Genomic DNA, 19,495 nt, shown 5'->3' on the forward strand with positions numbered 1-19,495 from the left:
TATTCAACTGCAGATCACCACTGCCGTCAGATTATCCCGTGCCAAACCAATCAGAGCGCCTTCAAAGAGACGCTCCATTATCTTGTACGGCGAACTCAAACCCATTGCGTCACCGAGCGCTGCGCTGCTGACTTCCTGATACAAGCCGTCGCTGCAAAGCAAGAACGTATCGCCGCGCTGGACTTCCAGTTCCAGCACTTCCAACTTCAACTCTGGAGAGGCGCCCACCGCACGGGTCAACGCCTTGGCCGCAGGATGGGCATCTGCCTCGTCGAGGCTGATGTGTTGTTCATCGATCAGTCGTTGGCGCAGTGAGTGGTCTCTGGATAATTGATAGAGCCGTTGTCCGCGCCATAGGTAACAACGACTATCGCCTGCCCAGATACAAACGGCACGATTGCCTTCCAACAGCAGCACCACGGCTGTGCTCCCTGTGGTACCAAGTGGATTTTCAGCCGTGACGGTCAGTTCCTGGCTCAAGCGCCGATTGGTCCAGTGCAGACATTGGCGCACGGCTCTCGAGCGCTGCCCGATATCTGGGCAAAGAGGTAGCTCGGCCAGGTTGGCTACAATCAACTGACTGGCAATATCGCCGCCCGGATAACCGCCCATCCCGTCGGCAACCGCCCATAATCCCCGCTCCGGGCAGTCCAGGAAAGTATCCTCGTTCCTTGGGCGGACCTTTCCAGGGTCCGTACGCGCGGCGCTACGCCAGCGGCTGGCGTCATGCATCAGAGCTGTACCGGCATTCTGAATGTCCGTAACACGGCCATGTCAAAAGGGTTCGGCGTGCGCTGGCTCATCAATAAGTAGTTGGCTCGCAGGCCACCGAGGTCGGCCTTGAGCACGCGTACGTCGCGACCCGTCAGGTATTCGGTTTGCATAATGTCGAGCAAACGAAACAGCGACCACGGCCCGGTGTTTTTCTCGATGCCGATACCGCGCCCTCCGGCCATTCTCTCCAGCAAAAGAGATGCCCGACCATCCTGCGCCTCGATCGGCCATGTGAAGGTCATGGGCTGTATAGGACCGTGGCGGTACTCCAGTATTTTGTCGCCAAAGCGAAATTCGGATCGGCTCACTGCCGGGTCAAGTGTGTAGGGTTCCAATTTGAACTGAACTTGTGGCTCAGCAGGATTATCCACAAAAAAGCTCTGGCGAATGGTATGCACAGTCGCCATCTGATCTAAATAAGCCTTGGACATGGGCAAGCTCTGGCCGTCAACGCTAAGCAGTCGGTAGTGCCCCGCCTGGCCGCTTACGAAAGGACGCATATAGCTCTCGAAGAATCGGTCGACAACGCCTTGATCCTTGAAAAACTCCCGGAAATCGCTAATCGCTACATCGCTGACACTGAGGGCGCTGAAGGGATATCGCTTATTGATTGCCTTACCGTAAAAACTGTACAGCTCGTTTTGATAACGCTGGTTCAGGTAGCGGTATGAATCGCTGAGCACCAAGCGCCAGCTATCCTCGGCCAACCCGTTAAACCAACCACTGATCGGGCGTGGCAAACGTGCCGACGCGCTACGCAGATTGCTCAAGGCATCGCGCTGGCCACCCATTCGATGTTTAGCCAGTTCAAATGCGGCCTGCTCCGGTGCGCTAGCACGTGCCAGGCTTGCCATCTGCAATTGGGTATCCTCCAGGGCACGCAGGGCCAGGGTCAGGTCAGCTGCAGGACCGTTATCAGCGTCCAACAGACGGTGCAACGGCTCAAAGCGCCGCTGCAAGGCTTTCTGGCCAGTATCCGGCACATCTCTCACCACCGAATCGGAGACCTTACTGGCGATTGTTGCAAGTTGAATAGTGTTCCCAGCCACTTGCGCAGCATCCTCGATGCGCTCGGAAACGCTCGGAATCCGAGTGTTTTCACGCACCTGTACCAGCAGTTGCAGGATGGGTGAATGAGCTGAGGTCAACCCCACCAGTTGCTCGGCAGCATCGCCTGCGCCTCGGACCGGTTGCAACCCTACCTGACCGATCGCTTCGCCCCAGACGTCGGCGTAGTCATGAAAATACAACTGCTCCAACTCGATCCGCAGACGACGCAAATCCATGCCGCTAAGGCTTCCGTCCCCACCCAGGACCCAGTTGTCACGCAGCAGTCCGGTGACCAGCGTCATGCCCTGAACGGAGAAGTATTGCTCGTACCCTTGACGGGTGTAGAACCCGGGAATGAGATGATCAGCACCAACCAGCAACGATCCTTGCGGACCCAGGTGCTGGCTGAGCCTATATTGCGGTAGATGGCTGGCCTGCTCGCGAAGCATTCGATAGACGACAGTCGCCAACGACTCACTGCGCAGCATCTCCCGAGACTGGACCACCAACGAATCGTTGAGGCTATGAATGAACGGTTGCTCCAATAGACGCTCGAAATGGGCAAGCAATCCGCTCTGTAATCCCGTATTACCGGGGTATCTCTGTGACCATTCACGGGCCACCCGTGTCTTGAGCCATGCATTGTCGCGGCGCTCGGGCTGGGCAAGCATCAGATATGCGCGCAGGCTGTTGAGCAGTTGCTCGCGTTCATTCAGGTTGTCATGAATATGCCCCTCCAGCATCTTGGCAACGCGTGGCAATAGCTGTGACAGCAATTCATGCTCATATGCGCCGAGCACCGTCGACCTGCTCGCCTCACCTTGATAGAGACCGATGCGCTCGTACAAAGGCACCGCTTTCGCAGGAGGGAAAACCTTTGTGGCCTCGAAACGGATATCAAGCGCCTCGAGCATCGCCATCGAATCATCAATGGCGGTTTGGGCCGAACGCTGCTGATCCCAGCGTTGTGCCATCGTACGCAGGGACTCCAGACGTTGGTGGTTGGCTGAGAAACCGTTCGCCCATAACAGCCCAAAAAGGCCTAGGGTTGTCAGCGCTCCGATATACAGTGCGCGTTGACCCCAATAAAGACGCCTTCTATCGCGCCGATCAGGGCTCGCCAGCCCGGCCTCCGGAAAAATGATCCTGGTGAAGAGGTGGTGAATAAATCGGCCGTTGTGGCCTTCACGCGACGGCAGCGCATCGCTGGAAACTCGAGGTCTTGCATGGTCAGGACCAGTCGATGCCACATGACGGGGCGTCGGCGACGCGCAGGTCAGGTAAACACCGCGGAGCGGACAGACGTCGCCATTAAAAGCCAGATCGACCAGCAAGCACAGATTAGGACCTACCTGTGCCAGCCGTTGTGGAAAATCCAGAATCAGCCCGCGACGTCTGATATCGCGCTCCAGGTGCAATCGCATGAGTAACTGGCTGTTGAGTCTATGCAGCAGCGCCTCGAACTCGGCTCGCAACACATCCAAGTCGCTACCGCGCTGGTCCCGGCTAAAACTCATTCCCAGCACTTGGTCGCTCTCTTCCCGTGACAAAGTATCGAAGAACTCGCTGAAGCCAGGCAAACTGTCCGCCTTGCTCAGCACCAGATAAATAGGTACATCGACACGCAGTTGCCGTTGAACTTCCTGCAAACGGCCACGTATCTGACAGGCCAGCGTGGCAACTTCGTCTTCACTTCCCGTCCATAGAAATTCGACAGGCACCGTTACCAATACGCCGCTCAACGGCCGACCACGACGGTACTTGCGCAACAGTTGAAGCAGTACATTCCATGCGCTAGCGTCGACGTCCGTATCTGCCTGATTCAAATAACGTCCGGCGGTATCGATCAGTACCGCCTGTTGGGCGAAATACCAGTCGCAATTGCGCGTGCCCGACACATCGGCCAACGTTTTTTTATCAAGCCTGTTAAGTGGAAAATCCAGACCGGCGCTTCGCAGCAAACTGGTCTTGCCGCTGGCGAGTGGTCCCACTAGCAAATACCACGGCAAGTCATTGCGCTCGCGTTCGTCGTGGTAAAGACTCGAGGTCTTTAATACTCTCAGGGCTTGCTTGAAGCGCGAGCGCAGTTCGCGTCGCTCATCGTCAGATCGGGTCTGGTCGAAAATGCGAGGAGATTGCGCGTCGGTTTGTTGGGGTTTCTTATTCGAATCAGTACGCTCATTGAACAAAACCATGCCCAGGCCCCACCCCAGGAACAATACGCAGATCGTCAAGAGACGTGCCGTCGGGCTCGCCCAGAATTTGTAATCGTCTACTGCCAGCAGCGGTCCGAAGAACCACACCAACAACCCCACGCAAAGTACGCATGACAGTGTCCAGACCCAAGTCCGACGCAACCAGGCCTCGATTTCCCTGAAAAACATTTTCATGACACGTCCCTGTCTTAAGGCAGCGGTTGAACAATAACCGGCTCTGGCAATTGATAGAGTTGCAGTATGTTTGCGCGTTGTTCTTCCAATACCCAGGCGAAACCCGAGTACATCGCTCCGAGAAAGACCAACGTGAAAATCGTCACTGCCCAGGCAGGAACAATGCGCACGGGCCTATGCCGCACGCCAACAAAGCTCTCCAAACGAGGCGAAAATTGTTGAGAGATGTCGCCACGTACCTGCCGAATGGAACGGTAAAGGGCATCACGGATCCCTTCGAGCTCAAGTGCTCCGCGGGACTTGATCCGGTACATGCCTTCAAAGCCAAGGGACAGGCACAGATATAACAACTCCAGCATGTGCAAATGCTTGACGGGATCTTTTGACAGGCGATCAATCAGTTGGAAGACCTTCTCGCCACCAAAAGTTTCGTTGTGAAAACTGCTCAGCAAGCTAATCTGCGACCAGCCACTTCCATGCCCCCACGACGAGGCCACCACCGTTTCATCAAGCACGGTGCACAGCACATAGCGGGCGGCAACCAACTGACTTTCCTCAACGCCTCCCCTCAACGCCAGGGCTTCGAACTGCTTCAATTCCAGGGAAAGCTCTTGCTTGAGCGTGTTCAGCTCGGCGCGATCGCGCCCCTGCTTGAGCAATACTACTTGGGCCAACAACCCGGAGGCGGCCGCGACCAACGGATTGAGGCTGGCGATGAAAATTCGAGATCGAGGCTGGCACGCGGCATAAATCATCCGCTCTTCCAGCTGTTTAATGAGCGGCGGCGCAACAGCATCGGTCAGTGGCCCCGAAGCAGGAAGGCGCCCGTGATGATCGAGCAGAACGGTTGTTTCGTCCTGAGGATTTTCCTTATCCATTTCGGTCAATTCCTGATGGCCCAAAAATTCAGCTCAAGCTCACCGAACTCGCCGGAAAGATGAAATGCAAAGCCTGCTGAGCGCTTTACCTGAACAAGGTCTTCGGCAGTGGGTTCGAGGATGAAGTAGGTTTTGTTGGCATGGAACGCGATCTGCCGCGGCGCCACCGGCAAAGGTCTGATCTTAATACCCGGCAAATGCAAGTTCACCAGTTCGCGAATGCGTTCCACCGGACCAATCTTCAGATGCGATGGCAAGCGACGGCGCAACTCCTCACTGTCACAACTGGCGCTCGCTGCCAGTACGAACGACGCCGAGTCCAGTAGAGAAAAATCATGCATCGGCGCAACGCTGATGCCGTACTGGCGAACCTGCAATTGCAATTCGATGGCATGCTGTTCGAGCACCATCGACAAGACTTGGCGAATTGACTGCATCAGGCCCCGAAAGCATACGCCTTGGTCACTGTGCTGGTAGCGGTTGTCAAACGACGGGCGCTTGCTATCCGTGGAAAAAGCCGCCAAGTCGCCCAACACAGCCAACAGCGTCCGATATAGCGTTTCGGGGTGAACTTGCTCCAGGTCCTGATAATGGCGCAGCAACAATTCAGTGCGGTTGATCATCTGCAGCATCATGAAATCACCGACTTGCGCACCGCCCATTTTCCCGTTGGAGCGAATCCGCTCAGCGAGGCTCTCGCCCCGGTGGCCGAGCATGGCTATGACTTCCTTGAGACACGACGACAGATAGCTGGAGGATTTGATCTGGATAAACGTAGGAACAAAATCCGTATTGAGCCTGATCACGCCATCGCGTGTCGTATCAAGCACCTCGCAGAGCTTGAGCTTCACGAAAACCTGGTCACTCTTCTGTTCACCCAGTAGAAGACAAAAGTTCAGACGGCCGCAGCTGACCTGGCTGCTAAAAGCATCTTCGGCATTGGAGTCAGTCACCTGCATTTCATAGCTGGTATAGCGCGCCAACACTTCTGTCTGCTCTGGACGCCGGGACTCGATGTGATTGCCGGTCATCAGTGGCAGCGCTAGATAGACCGGCGTGTTGCAGGTATTGGGAGGCACCTCCAAAACTAGCGGTTCGGTATTACCGTCCAGTTCGAACAAGCTGCCGTCTGGCAGGACGCCCGAAGCTTTGCTGATTACCAGCCGGCTCATGTTGAGGAACTGCACATCTATCTCCAGCGCCAGGAAGCCCCAGACGTAAGCGCTCAGCAATTGGGTGCGAACCTTCAGTTGGTGATCGAAATATCGATCGTTGTGCTGCAGATGCTGGGGTCGCAGTAACATCCCTTCCTGCCAGATGACTTTATCGTGACTCATAGATCGGCTGCCCTGGCGAGGCTTACGGGAAAGTTTCCGATGCCGTCCTGATCAAGGATCAGACTCACTTCAGTCACTCGAGCCGCGGCGACTGGCAGCGTGTAGCGCCACTGTGTCTGCGGCAGGTCACGATACGCTGCGAGTACACCCACGTAACGACCGCCGCCTGCAATGTCGAGCCTGAGCCTGACGGTTTCTCCTGGACGCAACTCCAACTCTTCGCTGGCGAGCAAATCCAGTGACAGGGATTCGCCAGCACGTTCATAAAGGCTGAAGAAGTTCGCGTTTTCAAAGGCCACCGGATGCTTTAGCTCAAACAAACGCACCACTACGGGAGATGGCCGCCCATTCAAATCCAGATTGAGTTGATCGCTGGCAATCAGCGTGAGGTCGAGCTTGGTCATCGTCGAGAATGGCGACAACGTGACGCAACCAACCATTGGAGTCATTGAAACAAGCGCCAGAATCTTGAGTAAAAGCACGGTGATGCGATACATATACGTCATCCATGAGGGTCATGTTGCAGGGCGGAAATCAGGCGAACCTGTTCTTCATAAGCCTTAGCGAAATCCCGGGCCAGCAGGCGCTCGGTCCAGTCATCGTCTTGACACAACGCCTGATGATGACGGCTATAGGCTCGCCAGTACCGACCAGAAGTGTTGAGTAACCACCGCCTCTCTCGCTCCATGCGCAGAACTACTTGCCGGGGGGAAAAATGCTCCAACGTTGCGCGCAACGTGACGCGGCTGGCGCTAAGCAGGGCCAACTGATGGGCCTGGAGGTCACGAAATGCACAGCTAATGGCCTCGCTGGCCGTCAACTGGCCAGCCGCACTCGGATGCAACAACGCCTCCAAAGCGTCGTCGTGGTACTTCAACGGATTTCTCTGATTACCTTGAATGGGGGTCCGGGCGAGGTGTAGTTCGCACTTCAGGTCCGAGCGGGTACGCAGACTTTGCTGCAGGCCTTTGACGCTTTGCTTGAACAACAGCGCGACGTTGATTGCCAATGCTTTACGGTCCTGCTCATCCAGACCACTGAGATCCATATCCAATGACATACCGAAGCGCTGCCAGAACTCTTCGTCTATTGGCTTGGCTGTGTCCGACAGCGGGAATGGGGCTGGCTCGGCCACAGCTTCGACCAGTTCCGGCAATAGCAGATTTTCCATGTCGACCCGCGCCCGGTCAGAACGTCCCAAGGCATGCAAGGGCATCGCAAAGGGATCAATCAACTCATCTATTTCACAGAAAACACTCTCCTGCTGGTCCAGCGCCCTCAGCGGGTCGAGATCAAGGAATGCATCGTCCGGAATGTGGTGACCTGCCGGTTCCGGACTGCTGGTCCCGGCACCGATCGTCATATCTACGACCAGCCGTGCTCGTAGCTCAAATCGGCCCATGATGTAGACATCACCGTCCTTGATCCGTATCGACTCCCCTCTGGAAAGGCGCACCCCACTTTCACGGTTGGAGATGCCATTACCGCTGGTGTCGGTCAGGAAAAACATGCCTTCCCGGAAACTCACCTGTGCATGACGCTTGGACAGGAGGCGCTCACTGTCTGGAATGACCCAATCGCAATCCTCACCCCGTCCAATGACGCCACCAGCCGGTCCGAACGTCTGACGGCACAAATCAGGGGGAATGAATTGCTTGGCCTTCAGCAGTTCAAAAACTATTTCCATTGATGGCGCTCCTTGCGGTCACTTGCCGCGATTGACCGCTTGCGGATCACCCAGGGGGCGATAATCGCTGTCGGAAAATTTGAAGTTGCTGCTACAACCTCCGAGGCCGAACAACACGACGAAGGCCAGCAGGACGGTTGGACATGAACGAGCAGGCATTCGAAGGCCCTCGGAAGATGGATGATGAAATCGGTACGGATGGCGATGAACAGGATCAATCCTTGGCATCCTTTCGGCGTATTTTCAGACGGCTCATTCGGTACTGCAGCGTGCGGCGCGGCAGACCAAGTTGGCGGGCAGCAATGGTCTGGTTGCCGTCGTTCTTGCGCAGGCAATCAATCACCAGGTTGCGTTCGATTTGCTCCATCTGTTCGCGAAGGCTTAAAGGTCCCTGGTCGGGTGGGTTTTTGTTGTGCAGTGCAAAATGCTCTACCTGCAGCTCGCCGCCCTCGCACAAAAGCACGGCTCGTTCCACGATGCCTTTGAGTTCACGTATGTTTCCTGGAAAACTGTAATCAGTCAGATGAGCCAGTGCCGCGTCGGACCAACCCAAACGATCTCGTTGCAAGAGTGCACAAGCCTTTTCGGCAAAGTGTCGTGCCAATTCAGTGATGTCGGGGCCGCGCTGGCGTAGCGCCGGCAACTGGATCGGAAACTGTGCAAGGCGGTAGTAAAGGTCTTCGCGGAACTTACCCTCACTCATCAAGAGCTTCAGGTCCCGATGGGTGGCGGCAATGATGCGAACGTCAATTTTATGCGTGTGGTTGGATCCCAACGGACGGACTTCACCTTCCTGCAAAACTCGTAGCAGCTTGGCCTGGAGAGATAAGGGCATGTCGCCGATTTCATCGAGCAACAACGTGCCCTTGTCCGCCGCATCGAATAATCCGATGCGGTCTCGATCCGCACCAGTGAATGCCCCTTTGCGGTAACCGAACAGCTCGCTTTCGAGCAGATGTTCCGGGAGCGCCGCGCAGTTCTGGACGATAAATGCCTCGGAGCGACGTGGACCGTAATCATGGACAGCACGGGCCACCACTTCCTTGCCAGTGCCCGTCTCGCCACACAGCAGGACGGTGTAAGGACTGTTGATGACCTTACTGACCAACAGGCAGGTCTGGCGCATCGCCGCGCTCCTACCAATCAGTCCATAACCGGAAGCACTCGGGACGTTGTTTGCAATGGGCAGGGTTTTGCTGGCAGGGCGATGCTGACGTTGCAACAGATGAATCTGACTGAGCGCAAACGCCCCCAGTAGCCCCAAGGATTCAGCAAATCCGCAGAGGTCGATGTGCTTGACGCTGGCACAGAGCAACAGACCTTTGATAACGCCCGGTGCCGTGACAAGCGGCACGCACAGCAGCGACTGCCACGGCGCGGCGCGGACCGGTAGGAAACGCGTGTTGTGCACGCTACCGCTCAACGCATCAAGGCATACCACACGATTCTGGCATAGCGAAAACTGCAGCAACTGTTCATCGTAATAATTGCAAGGCAGGCTCTCACGAAATTGCAACCGACCGTCAAGGCACTCACTGTTGATTTCGAGGCTAGGCCCCGTGGCGTCCAGCAAATACAACTGAGCCAGTTCACAACCGCTTAGCCGCGCCGCACCCTGGACGAAGTCTCCGAGCAACGTCGCATCGTCAACTGATCTCGAAAGACTGGAAAGCTGTCCCAACAAGGCTTCGGCATACGCCAGCGGTTGCGACACATGAGCCAAAAGCATGCTCATCAAGCGAACTCACAGGCTACGCGAGCCTGGTCATCCAGAGTGGCGTGTACATGCCGCGGTTTTTCGCCGACCTCCATGGCGGCGAGCAAGCCATCAGCCAGCCAAGGCATCAAATGCAAATCGAGCAAGTGGTCAATGAACCGCGCGCCACTTTCACTTCGAGTGCAGCGCTCGACCAGGTGGTCCACAAGTCGCACGCAGAAACTGAAGCCCAACTGCCGACGCTTCAACCGTTCGCCCAAACGACCCAACTTCAGCTCCACCAGCTCGCGCAATACCGCGCCGCTTACGGGGTAGTACGGCACCACACACATACGCGCCAGGAGTGCAGGCTTGAAATGCCTGGAGAGCAGGGGCCGAATAGCCTCTTCAAGGCGCTCGGCACTCGGTCGTGCGTCGCTCTGGCACAATTTGCTGATGCATTCGCTGCCCAGATTCGACGTCATCAGAATCAGCGTGTTGCGAAAATTGATCTCCCGCCCTTCGCCGTCATTGGCCAGGCCCTTATCAAAGATCTGGTAGAACAGATTCAGCACATCCGGGTCGGCCTTTTCGACCTCATCGAGCAAGATGACTGAATAGGGTCGCTGTCGAACAGCTTCGGTGAGCATGCCGCCCTCGCCAAAGCCAACATAGCCTGGCGGCGCGCCTATCAGCCGCGAAACGGTATGTTTCTCCTGAAACTCGGCCATGTTGAGCGTTGTGATGAAGCGATCACCCCCATAAAGCAGGTCAGCCAGGGCCAACGCCGTTTCGGTCTTGCCGACGCCGCTGGGCCCTACCAGCAGAAACACGCCCGCGGGAGCCTCGGGTTTGTTCAAGCCAGCTGCAACCGCACGCATCGCTCGATCAAGCGCCTGCACGGCCGGTTCCTGGCCCCTGATGCGAGTGCGCAAATCAGCCGCGAAACGCGTGATTTTAATGTTGTGCTCGCAAGCCAGCTGAGCCAACGGTATGCCCGTCCAGGCATTGATCACTTCGGCCACCAGACGCGGGCACACCTCAAAGCTGACCAGGCGTTCCTTGGCCTGTGCAATCACTAATGCGTCGTAGGTTTCGTGCAACGCCGCGTCCAGCGTTTCGACCTCCTGAGGAAACTCCGTCCTGTTTTCCCGCGCCGCAGCCAATTGCCGACGCAGCGATAGCAGGCGCTCGACCAGAATTCGTTGTTCAGTCCATTGAGCTTCCAGCGCGAGGCGCTCCTCATCAGTGGTTGCCAATTGCACCTGCAGCGCCTGCAAAGCCTGAAGATCAATCGACAAGCCCGCTGTCGCATCACGACGCAACGCCTGACACTGCCGCTCGCCTTCGACCAGCTCTGCGCGCATGCGCTCAAGGCGTTGCGGAGCGACGGCGAGGCTGATACGCACGCGAGCACAGGCGGTATCAAGCACATCGATAGCCTTGTCTGGCAGCTGGCGACCGGCCAAATAGCGAGCCGATAGCTGCGCCGCCGCGACCACGGCATCGTCACGCAGATAGATACCGTGGCTCGCCTCATAGGTCTGGGCCAGACCACGGAGGATGGTCACCGCTTCACTGACAGTCGGTTCGTGCAATTGCACCGGCTGGAAACGGCGGGCAAGAGCAGGGTCCTTCTCGAAATATTTCTTGTACTCGGTCCAAGTGGTAGCTGCGATAGTGCGCAGTTCGCCCCTCGCCAAAGCTGGCTTGAGCAGGTTAGCCGCATCAGAACCGCCGGCGGCGCCACCCGCACCGATCAGCGTGTGGGCTTCGTCGATGAATAGAATAGTGCTATTGGGCGCCGTCTTGACCCCATCGATCACTCCTTTGAGACGACGTTCGAACTCCCCTTTGATACTAGCGCCGGCCTGCAGGAGGCCCATGTCCAACGACAGGATCTCCACCCCCTCGAGCCCGGACGGGACTTCTCCGCAGGCGATGCGCAAGGCCAGCCCCTCTACGATGGCAGTCTTGCCGACCCCGGCTTCACCGACCACTATCGGGTTGTTTTTGCGGCGTCGAGAGAGGATGTCGATCATCTGCCTGATTTCCCCGTCCCGACAAAGCACCGGGTCCAGCTTGCCGTCACGGGCCTGCTGGGTAAGGTTGTGGGTGAAGCGTTCCAAAAGCGACTCGGTCGGGACAGCGAGATGTCCTGCCCCCGGCTGAACCTGTCGTGACAAGGCGAATTCTTTCAATCGTTCTATGTTCAAACGGGCAAGCACGGACTGGTAACGAGTGCCTGCATGGCGCACCGGGTTACTCAGCAGCGCCAGAATCAAAGCAGCCTCAGTGACCATGCTCTGGGCCAGTTCGAGGTTGGCCGACAAAAGCGCATCCTGCAGCCATTGGATCAGCTCAGGGGCAAATACCGGATTACGTGAAGTTTCATGTTCCGTCCGTGGCTGCAGCGTGGCGATCAGCTCACTTGCGCTTACTCCTGCATCTTGCAAGGCGCGTCCAAGCAGGCCCTGGTCACGCTCGAGTAGGCTCAGCAACAGGTCTTCAATCAGGATCTTGTTTGCACCACGATCCACGCATCGCTCGGCCGAGCGCTCCAAGTCGCTTCGGGTATCGGCATCAAGCGTCTGGATAAGCTGCTGGAGGTCTATGTTGATCATGTCATTCGTTCCTGATGATGTTACTGCCAAGGATCACCACGCCATCGGCGTGTTCATGCCCCAGCCAACTGGTCCATCCCAAGCGGCAGGTGTTTCGTTCCCCGATGCTTAGCTCCCGTAATTCCTCCTGTCGCAAGACCAGGCGAATGTCATATTCGAGGGGGTCGCGCAGGATAAATCGCACCAATGCGCACAGTGGCTGGTAACCCACGCCGATCGGCAGAAACTCGTGAAAACGCTGCCAATCCAGCGCACCGATGTGAATCCGGAATTTGCCGCTGCGGTCACGAACCCGCTCGCCCAGCACCAAGTCTTCGCTCAACAAACTGTTGGCGCTTCCCAAACAACTGCGCTGCTCACCCAGAATGTTCACCCGGCGCTCAACGCACTGTTCGAGGTGGAGCTCGGGGTGCTTGAAGTAATAACGCAGTACCGCTTCTATCAAGGCCGCAGAGTGAGCCCGCAGGCTCAACAGGCCGAGGTAGGGCAGCAGGCGCTTCCAGTTCAGTTGAGTGGCCTTGCGTATCTCTTCGCCCCGCAGGCCTATCAGGGCGAACAGTTGCTCGGAAAACGGGTCCTGGGCGCCATTTTGAAAACTGGCGCAATAACGATATTTGCGCCAGATCGGTAGCATCAGCCGTTGCAGCCGATGATGAAGAAGATCAAGGAATTGGCGAGTCGGATTATCATCCCCCTCGCTCAACGCTTGCTCACCGTAGAACGCCGGTAATGGTGATCCCGTGCCTACCAGGCTGATCAGATTCAGGCTCAGACGAGCTCGCGTCTGCCCATGCTCCTCAAAAAACACCACCCGCTCGATATCGCTGGCAGGAAATCCAAGACTCGGGTTAGCCTGGAACTCCAACAGGTCGTAGAGTGCTTCGTCGTCCAGCTGGGGGTGGGCCTCGCGCAGCCGATCTATAATCAGCAGCACCGCCTGAAATAACGAGTATTCGCGGATACCCTTCGTCAGCGCGCTTAAAGAAGCGGCTGCTGTCCCATGCGGGGTAACCATTGGTACACCTCTCCCTGTGTGCTGTTCACCCGCAACTCGTGGTACGAATTGAGACTGGCATAGAGCGAAAAAAACTCGTTGAGAACGGAAGCGAAGACGAACAGGTCGCCTTCGCCGATATATCCCTGCGGGTCGATTGTCAGCTCCGTACATAAACCCCGAACCGGCAGGCCACGATAGAGCCGATCGACATGGCGATGTCTGATCGACTTGAGGCTATCCAGCAGACGCTTGCTGACCTTCTCGGTCTGTTCGTCGTAGTAGCGCGGAAAATCGTAGGTTTCGAGTATCACCTTCAGCGCGTTGACGTCAGCCAGGGACAGGTAGTTGAGCGACATGTTGCTGACGAGCTTCCAGAGGAAATCTCGATCCAATGGAGGCGCAAAGCTTGGGGTGACTACCCCGATGTTGCGAAAGCCGAGCGATTCCGCGCTTTTTTCGCCTTGCTGGTTGATATCACCCGGCTTAAGCAGGCTCGGCAAGTTTCGGTTGGTGCACACCAGTTCGATCGACAGAGTTTCGTGCGCCGGGTTGTTCCGGACGCCAAAGCCCAAGCAAGTATCCAGCCCTCCGTGAAGAAGCGATGGGCGCTGTCGAACGCTGTAATAGGCTTGATTACCCGGCACGTCGAAACTGGAGTCGTGTTCGAAAGACTCGAATGGCACATAGGCTCGGTACCCCAGGCCACCGGGGTTCCAGCCGGTGACACTTTCAACCGAAAACACGCCGCAGTGCGCCGGTTCGTATTGAGCGGGCAGCAGCAGATATTCATCCTGTTTTCCATCCAGGCGAATCGGCTGGGCGTCATGCTTGAACAGATTGACTATAGGCGTGCAGTAGAGCTTCACGTTATCCAGCGTGGGACGCAGCCGCTGGGCGCCGCCCTTGCGAATATCAAAGCGCAGCTCAAACCCGCGCATTTGTTTCAGGGTGTCTTGTGGCACAACATTGAGCACGTCCAGGCCGTTGACGTCGACGAAGAGGAACTTGTCCTGAAAAGCAAAGTACTCTTGCAGATAGCGATAGCCACGAAAGGTATTCAGCGGATACGGAACCAAAGCCTCCTCTTCGGCAAACCCAACCGGCTCGACTTGCTTGGCTGCGATCCTGAACGTCATGGGACCACCGTCCGAGGTACTCACGGGCCGACCGTCGCCATCCAGTGGTACCAGCTCGATACTGTCCAGATTGCGTATCAAATCCAGATACAACATCTGGCTGATGTAACGCTCTCCGGCGAAGTGCAGCCGCAAACGGCTCAGCTGGAGTTCACCAAGATGGCCGTCGCATTGCATCTGCAAACGCAGGCTTAGCAGAGAACCGTCGCCCTTTACCGAATGACTGAGCCCGGTCAGAACCAGTGACATCACCTCGGTCGGATAACACGTACGGAATTTGCAGCGCACCTCCTGGATCGGCTTACTCTCGACCGGCGTATCACGCTCCACCCGCAGTGCGGGCCCCGTTCGCTGCAGCGGCTCGAACTGGAGGATGCTGAAAGCCGGTAACGGCCGCATATAGTTCGGCCACAGCAGTTGCATCAGGGAATGGCTAAGCTCCGGCAATTCGTCATCGAGCTTCTGGCGTAAACGCCCCGTCAGGAAAGCCACCCCTTCCAACAAGCGCTCCACATCGGGATCACGCCCAGCCTGCCCCAGATACGGGGCCAGGGCGGGATTGCGCTCGGCAAAACGCTGGCCCAACTGGCGAAGCGCGGTGAGTTCGCTCTGGTAGTAATGATTGAACGACATGACGGCTATCCCTGACTGACCTTGATTTGCCCGCTGCCATCCAGGCATGCGGAAAAACTTACCTGCCGCTTGAAACCTTCTATCTTCAGCAAGGCGTCGATGCTGAAGGACAGACGAAGCGGATCGACACGATTCGGCATTACGGTGACGCACACATTGCTCAAACGCGGCTCGTAAGCCTCGATAAACATCTGGATTGCATAACGGGCCTGGCTACGGGCGTCATGCAAACTCAGGCGCATATCGTTCAGGTCTGGCAATCCGTAATCGGACGCCGTCTGCACGCTACCTGCACGGGTGCTAAGCATCTTCGCCAGATGGGCAGCCACGGAAGCCATCCCACAAGCCTCTCGACTCATGCCCGCACGTGTTTCGATAGCGCCATTCAAACGCTCGAAAAGGCTGCCATAGCCAGTCATGGGTCAGGCTCCGCTCACACCTTGTCCAGCTTGCCAACCAGCGATAAAGTGAAATCGGCACCCATGTATTTGAAGTGCGGGCGCACGTTCAGGCTGACGCGGTACCAGCCAGGCTCCCCCTCCACATCAGTGACAACGATTTGGGCAGCACGCAGGGGCCGGCGGCCGCGGACCTCGGCACTTGGATTCTCCTGGTCGGCAACGTACTGGCGAATCCACTTGTTAAGTTGCAGTTCCAGATCCGTACGTTCTTTCCACGAACCGAGCTGTTCGCGCTGTAGCACTTTCACGTAATGGGCCAAGCGGTTAACGATCATCATGTACGGCAGTTGGGTTCCGAGCTTGTAGTTCAGCTCGTTCATCTTGCCTTCAGCACTGATGCCGAAGAACTTCGGCTTCTGCACAGAACTGGCGGAAAAAAACGCCGCGTTATCGCTACCTTTGCGCATGGTCAACGAGATGAAGCCTTCTTCGGCCAACTCGTACTCACGCCGGTCGGAAATCAATACTTCGGTTGGAATCTTGGTTTCGATTTCACCCATGCTCTCGAAGTGGTGCAGCGGCAAATCTTCAACTGCGCCTCCGCTCTGGGGGCCGACGATGTTCGGACACCAGCGAAACTTGGCAAAGCTATCGGTAAGGCGGGTACCGAACGCATACGCGGTGTTGCCCCATAGGTAATGTTCGTGACTGTTGGCGACGGTCTCTTTATAGACGAACGACTTGACCGGGTTCTCTTGCGGATCATAAGGACTTCGCAAGAGGAATCGCGGCACGGTCAGACCGATATAACGAGCGTCTTCCGATTGCCGGAAGCTCTGCCATTTGGCGAAGTGCGGGCCTTCGAAGTGGTCCTTCAGGTCCTTGAGATCCGGCAAGCCCGCGAAACTTTCCAGACCAAAGAATTCCGGGCCGGCCGCGGCAATGAATGGCGCGTGAGACATGCAGGCCACGCTGGATACGTACCGCATCAGCTTCACGTCAGGCGAGCTTGGGGACATGAAGTAGTTCGCGACAATCGCACCCACCGGCTGCCCGCCGAACTGACCGTATTCGGCGGAATAGATATGTTTGTATAAGCCGGACTGCATGATTTCTGGCGAATCTTCGAAGTCATCCAGCAAATCGCCTTTGGAAATGTTGAGCATCTCAACCTTGATGTTCTCGCGAAAATCGGTGCGATCGACCAGCAACTGCAGACCGCGCCACGCTGACTCCAACGCCTGGAAGTCTGAATGGTGAAGAATCTCGTCAACCTGACGACTGAGCTTGACGTCGATCTCGGCAATCATGCGATCGACCATGGCCTTTTTTACTGGCTCGCCGCTGTTTTGCGGCTTGAGAAGCTCTTCGATAAAGGCTGACACGCCACGCCTGGCAATGTCGTAAGCGTCGTCCTCAGGCGTCAGGCGCGTTTGAGCGATGATGCTTTCCAGAATGCCATGCTCGCCGTTCTCCCGGCTCTGTTGATGCGCTGCTAGGGTATTCATGCACTGTCTTCCTTGGCTTAGAGAGTCAAACGGCCGGGGTTGGGGCCGTCAGGCCCAGCTCTTCCAGTACGCGACTGCGGGATTCATCGTTGGCAAGCACGCTTTCGATAGCTTTACGAAACGCCGGTGCATTGCCCAACGGCCCTTTGAGAGCGACTAACGCGTCGCGCAGCTCCATCAGTTTTCTAAGTTCAGGCACTTGCTCGACCAGGCTTGCGGGGTTGAAATCTTTCATCGAGTTCAACCGCAATTGCACGGAGAGCTCCTCGGTGTCGCCTCCTTCCTGAAGACGGTTCGGGACACTGAGGACCAAGCTAAGTTCTTGCTTGGCCAGCACCTCGTCGAAGGTCATCTTGTCGATGCTGATAGGTTTGCGATCTTCGAACTTGCGTTCGTCCTGACGGTGTAGGTAGTCCCCGATCGCCATCAGTTTGAGCGGCAGCTCAATCTCTTCCTGAACACCGCCTGTAGCGGGTTTGAAGGTGACGTTAATGCGTTCTTTTGGGGCAACAGAGCCTTCTTTGGCCATGATTTTCCTTCCTTACAATGGTGGCCTACAGGCCTATTCGATTACCCGTTCGAGATCGAGATGACACAACCTGCGGTAGGTTTCATCCTTGCACTCGCGCACGACGTGGTTCTGGGGCAATAATTCGCAACAGCGATACAACAGATGCAGCACCTGCAATGCGAGGTCGGGTTCCCATGCATTCAAGCCCGCGTCCTGTAGCGTTTGATCGAGCACTTCGAGCTGAACTTTGGCGACCTCGTATTTCTTGGCTGAGAAGCACAAACGTGCCATCGCGAACCGCCAAAGGAAGCGATCGCGCCCACCGTCGGTGTTGCGCATTTCTTGCTTGAGAAACCGGACCGCAGGCTTGAGGCCGTCCCTGCGCACGCTCAATTGAGCTTCTTCCAAAGCCCGCTCCCATGGCGCATGGCTATCGATGACGTCGGCACGGGGCGCAGGGTCGGGGGCTCCCAGACGAGGCATGACCTGGGCAGCGATCCACGCCCGGGTGGACGGATCGGCGAACGGCTCGCCGTCATGCCAACGCAGTTCGATCACACTCGGTAGGCGTTGGATGAACAATGCAAAGTGCGTTTCCACTTCGCGCATGGCCAGTTCTGCACCCAGCCCTTGCAGGCACTCCCAGGCAAGCCTTTGACCGTCGAACCAGAAAGGTGCCTTTGCCAGGCTGGCCTCGATTTCTACCAGCAGATCCGCGTAGTTGCCTTGCTGGAGGCCTTCCTGATAAGCCTTGAGCCTTTCCCCAGGAAGCCCACGCAACAGGGTGACCTGCTCGGCGTTGCGCTCGGGCACAGCGTCGACCCCCAGCCATAGCAAGGTCCGGCTCAGGCGCAGCGCTCGGGGGTCGGTTGCTTTTTGCTTGAGCCACCACGCGCACAACGGACGAGCATTTTCCTGCTGGGCCCGTAGCGCCTTGTGGGCATCCTTTTCATTTTCGATCGGGGCGCCCGGATTGAGCAGCTGGGTCGCGGCTTGTCTGACCTGAGCGACTACCGTTCCGACAGCGCCGGACTGCGGCTGATTGTCGTTGGCGAGCTGCACCTGTTTCCTGAGGCGCCGGCACAGTGGCAGTAACAGAGGTGCGTCATCGCCCAGATGAGCGGTGCAGGCAGCGTCCAGTTCTTCGAGGTGTTCCGCCAGATCCCGGAACAAAGTCAACTGCTTTGGTATCGCGACATCATTGCCCAACGCCGCCTCCAGTCGCGGCACGAGCCAATGGAGGCTGGCTGCGCGGGTACGAACCTTGACCGGGTGGAGCTCGAGCCAGTGGCTCTTACAGAGATACCGCAAGAGACCCAGCCCAGCGAGCAGCCCAAGAAAGGACTCACGCTGATATAACGCCCACGTCAGCCATGCCGCCACTCGCAAATCTTTCGACTGGGTGCGCAACAAGGCTTCACTTTGCTCAAGGACCTTCAACCAATCGACTTGGCTGTTTTCATGTATCGATTGGGCTTTGCCGAGCTCGCTCTCCAAGGCTTCGTATTCATCCGAAAAACGCACGTCCGCACCCGCAAAGTTCTTGCCAGAGACCGGAGACCTGGCGAGCGCCAGATAATGTGCGGAGAGTTTTTCGGAGTACGACATTTACAGCCTTCAATAGGTGCTTGGGTGTTATGACTCAGTTGATTGCGAGAACCAGAAGTAGAATTCGCTGTGACTTGTAGGAAGTTTCGCTCAATACACCCACAACGCTTTCAGACGAGGCGTCTACCCACAGCTTTTCGTCCGACGGAAAGCATGCCGCGTTTGAAAAAATAAAAATGTAGGACTTTTCTCTAAATACGAAGCCAACTTGGAAAACAGCCAAAGTCATAAAAATTTTTAACTTACACAGAACCGCTACTATTTT

General features: G+C 56.6%; 15 protein-coding genes. All 15 read right to left on the minus strand.

Features of this window, described 5'->3' with window-relative positions; genetic code table 11:
• Positions 1–3 precede the first annotated feature (3 nt).
• Genes HU742_RS23300 through tssA form a run of 15 tightly spaced genes read right to left on the minus strand, consistent with a single transcriptional unit; the run spans position 4 to position 19,230 of the window.
• Positions 4–732, minus strand: a complete 729-nt coding sequence (locus HU742_RS23300) for a PP2C family protein-serine/threonine phosphatase (RefSeq protein ID WP_186644842.1) — start codon at positions 730–732, stop codon at positions 4–6.
• Positions 732–4,214 (minus strand): type VI secretion system membrane subunit TssM, encoded by a 3,483-nt coding sequence (gene tssM, locus HU742_RS23305; protein WP_186633041.1) that lies wholly within the window; start codon positions 4,212–4,214, stop codon positions 732–734. The genes HU742_RS23300 and tssM overlap by 1 nt, the downstream gene beginning before the upstream one ends.
• 14 nt (positions 4,215–4,228) lie before the next feature.
• Positions 4,229–5,092 carry a type IVB secretion system protein IcmH/DotU gene (icmH, locus tag HU742_RS23310; RefSeq protein WP_186633044.1) on the minus strand — a complete coding sequence of 288 codons (864 nt, stop codon included), beginning with the start codon at positions 5,090–5,092 and terminating at the stop codon, positions 4,229–4,231.
• A gap of 5 nt (positions 5,093–5,097) precedes the next feature.
• On the minus strand, positions 5,098–6,429 hold the full coding sequence (gene tssK / locus HU742_RS23315) for a type VI secretion system baseplate subunit TssK (protein ID WP_186644848.1): 1,332 nt from the start codon (positions 6,427–6,429) through the stop codon (positions 5,098–5,100).
• Positions 6,426–6,926, minus strand: coding sequence for a type VI secretion system lipoprotein TssJ (gene tssJ / locus HU742_RS23320; protein WP_186633050.1), 501 nt, complete (start codon positions 6,924–6,926; stop codon positions 6,426–6,428). Before tssJ ends, tssK begins: the two co-directional genes overlap by 4 nt.
• A gap of 5 nt (positions 6,927–6,931) precedes the next feature.
• On the minus strand, positions 6,932–8,116 hold the full coding sequence (gene tagH / locus HU742_RS23325) for a type VI secretion system-associated FHA domain protein TagH (protein WP_186644850.1): 1,185 nt from the start codon (positions 8,114–8,116) through the stop codon (positions 6,932–6,934).
• An 18-nt stretch (positions 8,117–8,134) separates the two neighbouring features.
• Positions 8,135–8,275, minus strand: a complete 141-nt coding sequence (locus tag HU742_RS23330) for a type VI secretion protein (protein ID WP_186633056.1) — start codon at positions 8,273–8,275, stop codon at positions 8,135–8,137.
• Positions 8,276–8,330: 55 nt separating this feature from the next.
• On the minus strand, positions 8,331–9,845 hold the full coding sequence (locus HU742_RS23335) for a sigma-54 interaction domain-containing protein (RefSeq protein WP_186644913.1): 1,515 nt from the start codon (positions 9,843–9,845) through the stop codon (positions 8,331–8,333).
• Between the two features lie 5 nt (positions 9,846–9,850).
• Positions 9,851–12,436, minus strand: coding sequence for a type VI secretion system ATPase TssH (gene tssH, locus HU742_RS23340; RefSeq protein WP_186644852.1), 2,586 nt, complete (start codon positions 12,434–12,436; stop codon positions 9,851–9,853).
• 1 nt (position 12,437) lies between these two features.
• Positions 12,438–13,451 carry a type VI secretion system baseplate subunit TssG gene (gene tssG, locus HU742_RS23345; RefSeq protein ID WP_186644854.1) on the minus strand — a complete coding sequence of 338 codons (1,014 nt, stop codon included), beginning with the start codon at positions 13,449–13,451 and terminating at the stop codon, positions 12,438–12,440.
• On the minus strand, positions 13,415–15,202 hold the full coding sequence (tssF, locus tag HU742_RS23350; RefSeq protein ID WP_186644856.1) for a type VI secretion system baseplate subunit TssF: 1,788 nt from the start codon (positions 15,200–15,202) through the stop codon (positions 13,415–13,417). The genes tssG and tssF overlap by 37 nt, the downstream gene beginning before the upstream one ends.
• Before the next feature lie 5 nt (positions 15,203–15,207).
• Entirely contained in the window at positions 15,208–15,621 is a 414-nt protein-coding gene (tssE, locus tag HU742_RS23355; protein ID WP_186644858.1) for a type VI secretion system baseplate subunit TssE, read from the minus strand.
• A gap of 14 nt (positions 15,622–15,635) precedes the next feature.
• Positions 15,636–17,111, minus strand: a complete 1,476-nt coding sequence (gene tssC, locus HU742_RS23360; protein WP_186633071.1) for a type VI secretion system contractile sheath large subunit — start codon at positions 17,109–17,111, stop codon at positions 15,636–15,638.
• Between the two features lie 25 nt (positions 17,112–17,136).
• The gene (gene tssB, locus HU742_RS23365; RefSeq protein ID WP_186633074.1) at positions 17,137–17,640 is read right to left on the minus strand and encodes a type VI secretion system contractile sheath small subunit; all 504 of its coding nucleotides are present in this window, start codon (positions 17,638–17,640) and stop codon (positions 17,137–17,139) included.
• A gap of 33 nt (positions 17,641–17,673) precedes the next feature.
• Positions 17,674–19,230, minus strand: a complete 1,557-nt coding sequence (gene tssA / locus HU742_RS23370; RefSeq protein ID WP_186644863.1) for a type VI secretion system protein TssA — start codon at positions 19,228–19,230, stop codon at positions 17,674–17,676.
• Positions 19,231–19,495: the final 265 nt, after the last annotated feature.

The sequence above is a fragment of the Pseudomonas marvdashtae genome (assembly GCF_014268655.2).
GTDB classification, from domain to species: domain Bacteria; phylum Pseudomonadota; class Gammaproteobacteria; order Pseudomonadales; family Pseudomonadaceae; genus Aquipseudomonas; species Aquipseudomonas marvdashtae.

Bases quoted from the DNA above. Each gene is read 5' to 3' on its own strand.
- HU742_RS23300 (WP_186644842.1), bottom strand. From the start codon at position 732: ATGCATGACGCCAGCCGCTGGCGTAGCGCCGCGCGTACGGACCCTGGA.
- tssM (WP_186633041.1), bottom strand. From the start codon at position 4,214: ATGAAAATGTTTTTCAGGGAAATCGAGGCCTGGTTGCGTCGGACTTGG.
- icmH (WP_186633044.1), bottom strand. From the start codon at position 5,092: ATGGATAAGGAAAATCCTCAGGACGAAACAACCGTTCTGCTCGATCAT.
- tssK (WP_186644848.1), bottom strand. From the start codon at position 6,429: ATGAGTCACGATAAAGTCATCTGGCAGGAAGGGATGTTACTGCGACCC.
- tssJ (WP_186633050.1), bottom strand. From the start codon at position 6,926: ATGTATCGCATCACCGTGCTTTTACTCAAGATTCTGGCGCTTGTTTCA.
- tagH (WP_186644850.1), bottom strand. From the start codon at position 8,116: ATGGAAATAGTTTTTGAACTGCTGAAGGCCAAGCAATTCATTCCCCCT.
- HU742_RS23330 (WP_186633056.1), bottom strand. From the start codon at position 8,275: ATGCCTGCTCGTTCATGTCCAACCGTCCTGCTGGCCTTCGTCGTGTTG.
- HU742_RS23335 (WP_186644913.1), bottom strand. From the start codon at position 9,845: ATGCTTTTGGCTCATGTGTCGCAACCGCTGGCGTATGCCGAAGCCTTG.
- tssH (WP_186644852.1), bottom strand. From the start codon at position 12,436: ATGATCAACATAGACCTCCAGCAGCTTATCCAGACGCTTGATGCCGAT.
- tssG (WP_186644854.1), bottom strand. From the start codon at position 13,451: ATGGTTACCCCGCATGGGACAGCAGCCGCTTCTTTAAGCGCGCTGACG.
- tssF (WP_186644856.1), bottom strand. From the start codon at position 15,202: ATGTCGTTCAATCATTACTACCAGAGCGAACTCACCGCGCTTCGCCAG.
- tssE (WP_186644858.1), bottom strand. From the start codon at position 15,621: ATGACTGGCTATGGCAGCCTTTTCGAGCGTTTGAATGGCGCTATCGAA.
- tssC (WP_186633071.1), bottom strand. From the start codon at position 17,111: ATGAATACCCTAGCAGCGCATCAACAGAGCCGGGAGAACGGCGAGCAT.
- tssB (WP_186633074.1), bottom strand. From the start codon at position 17,640: ATGGCCAAAGAAGGCTCTGTTGCCCCAAAAGAACGCATTAACGTCACC.
- tssA (WP_186644863.1), bottom strand. From the start codon at position 19,230: ATGTCGTACTCCGAAAAACTCTCCGCACATTATCTGGCGCTCGCCAGG.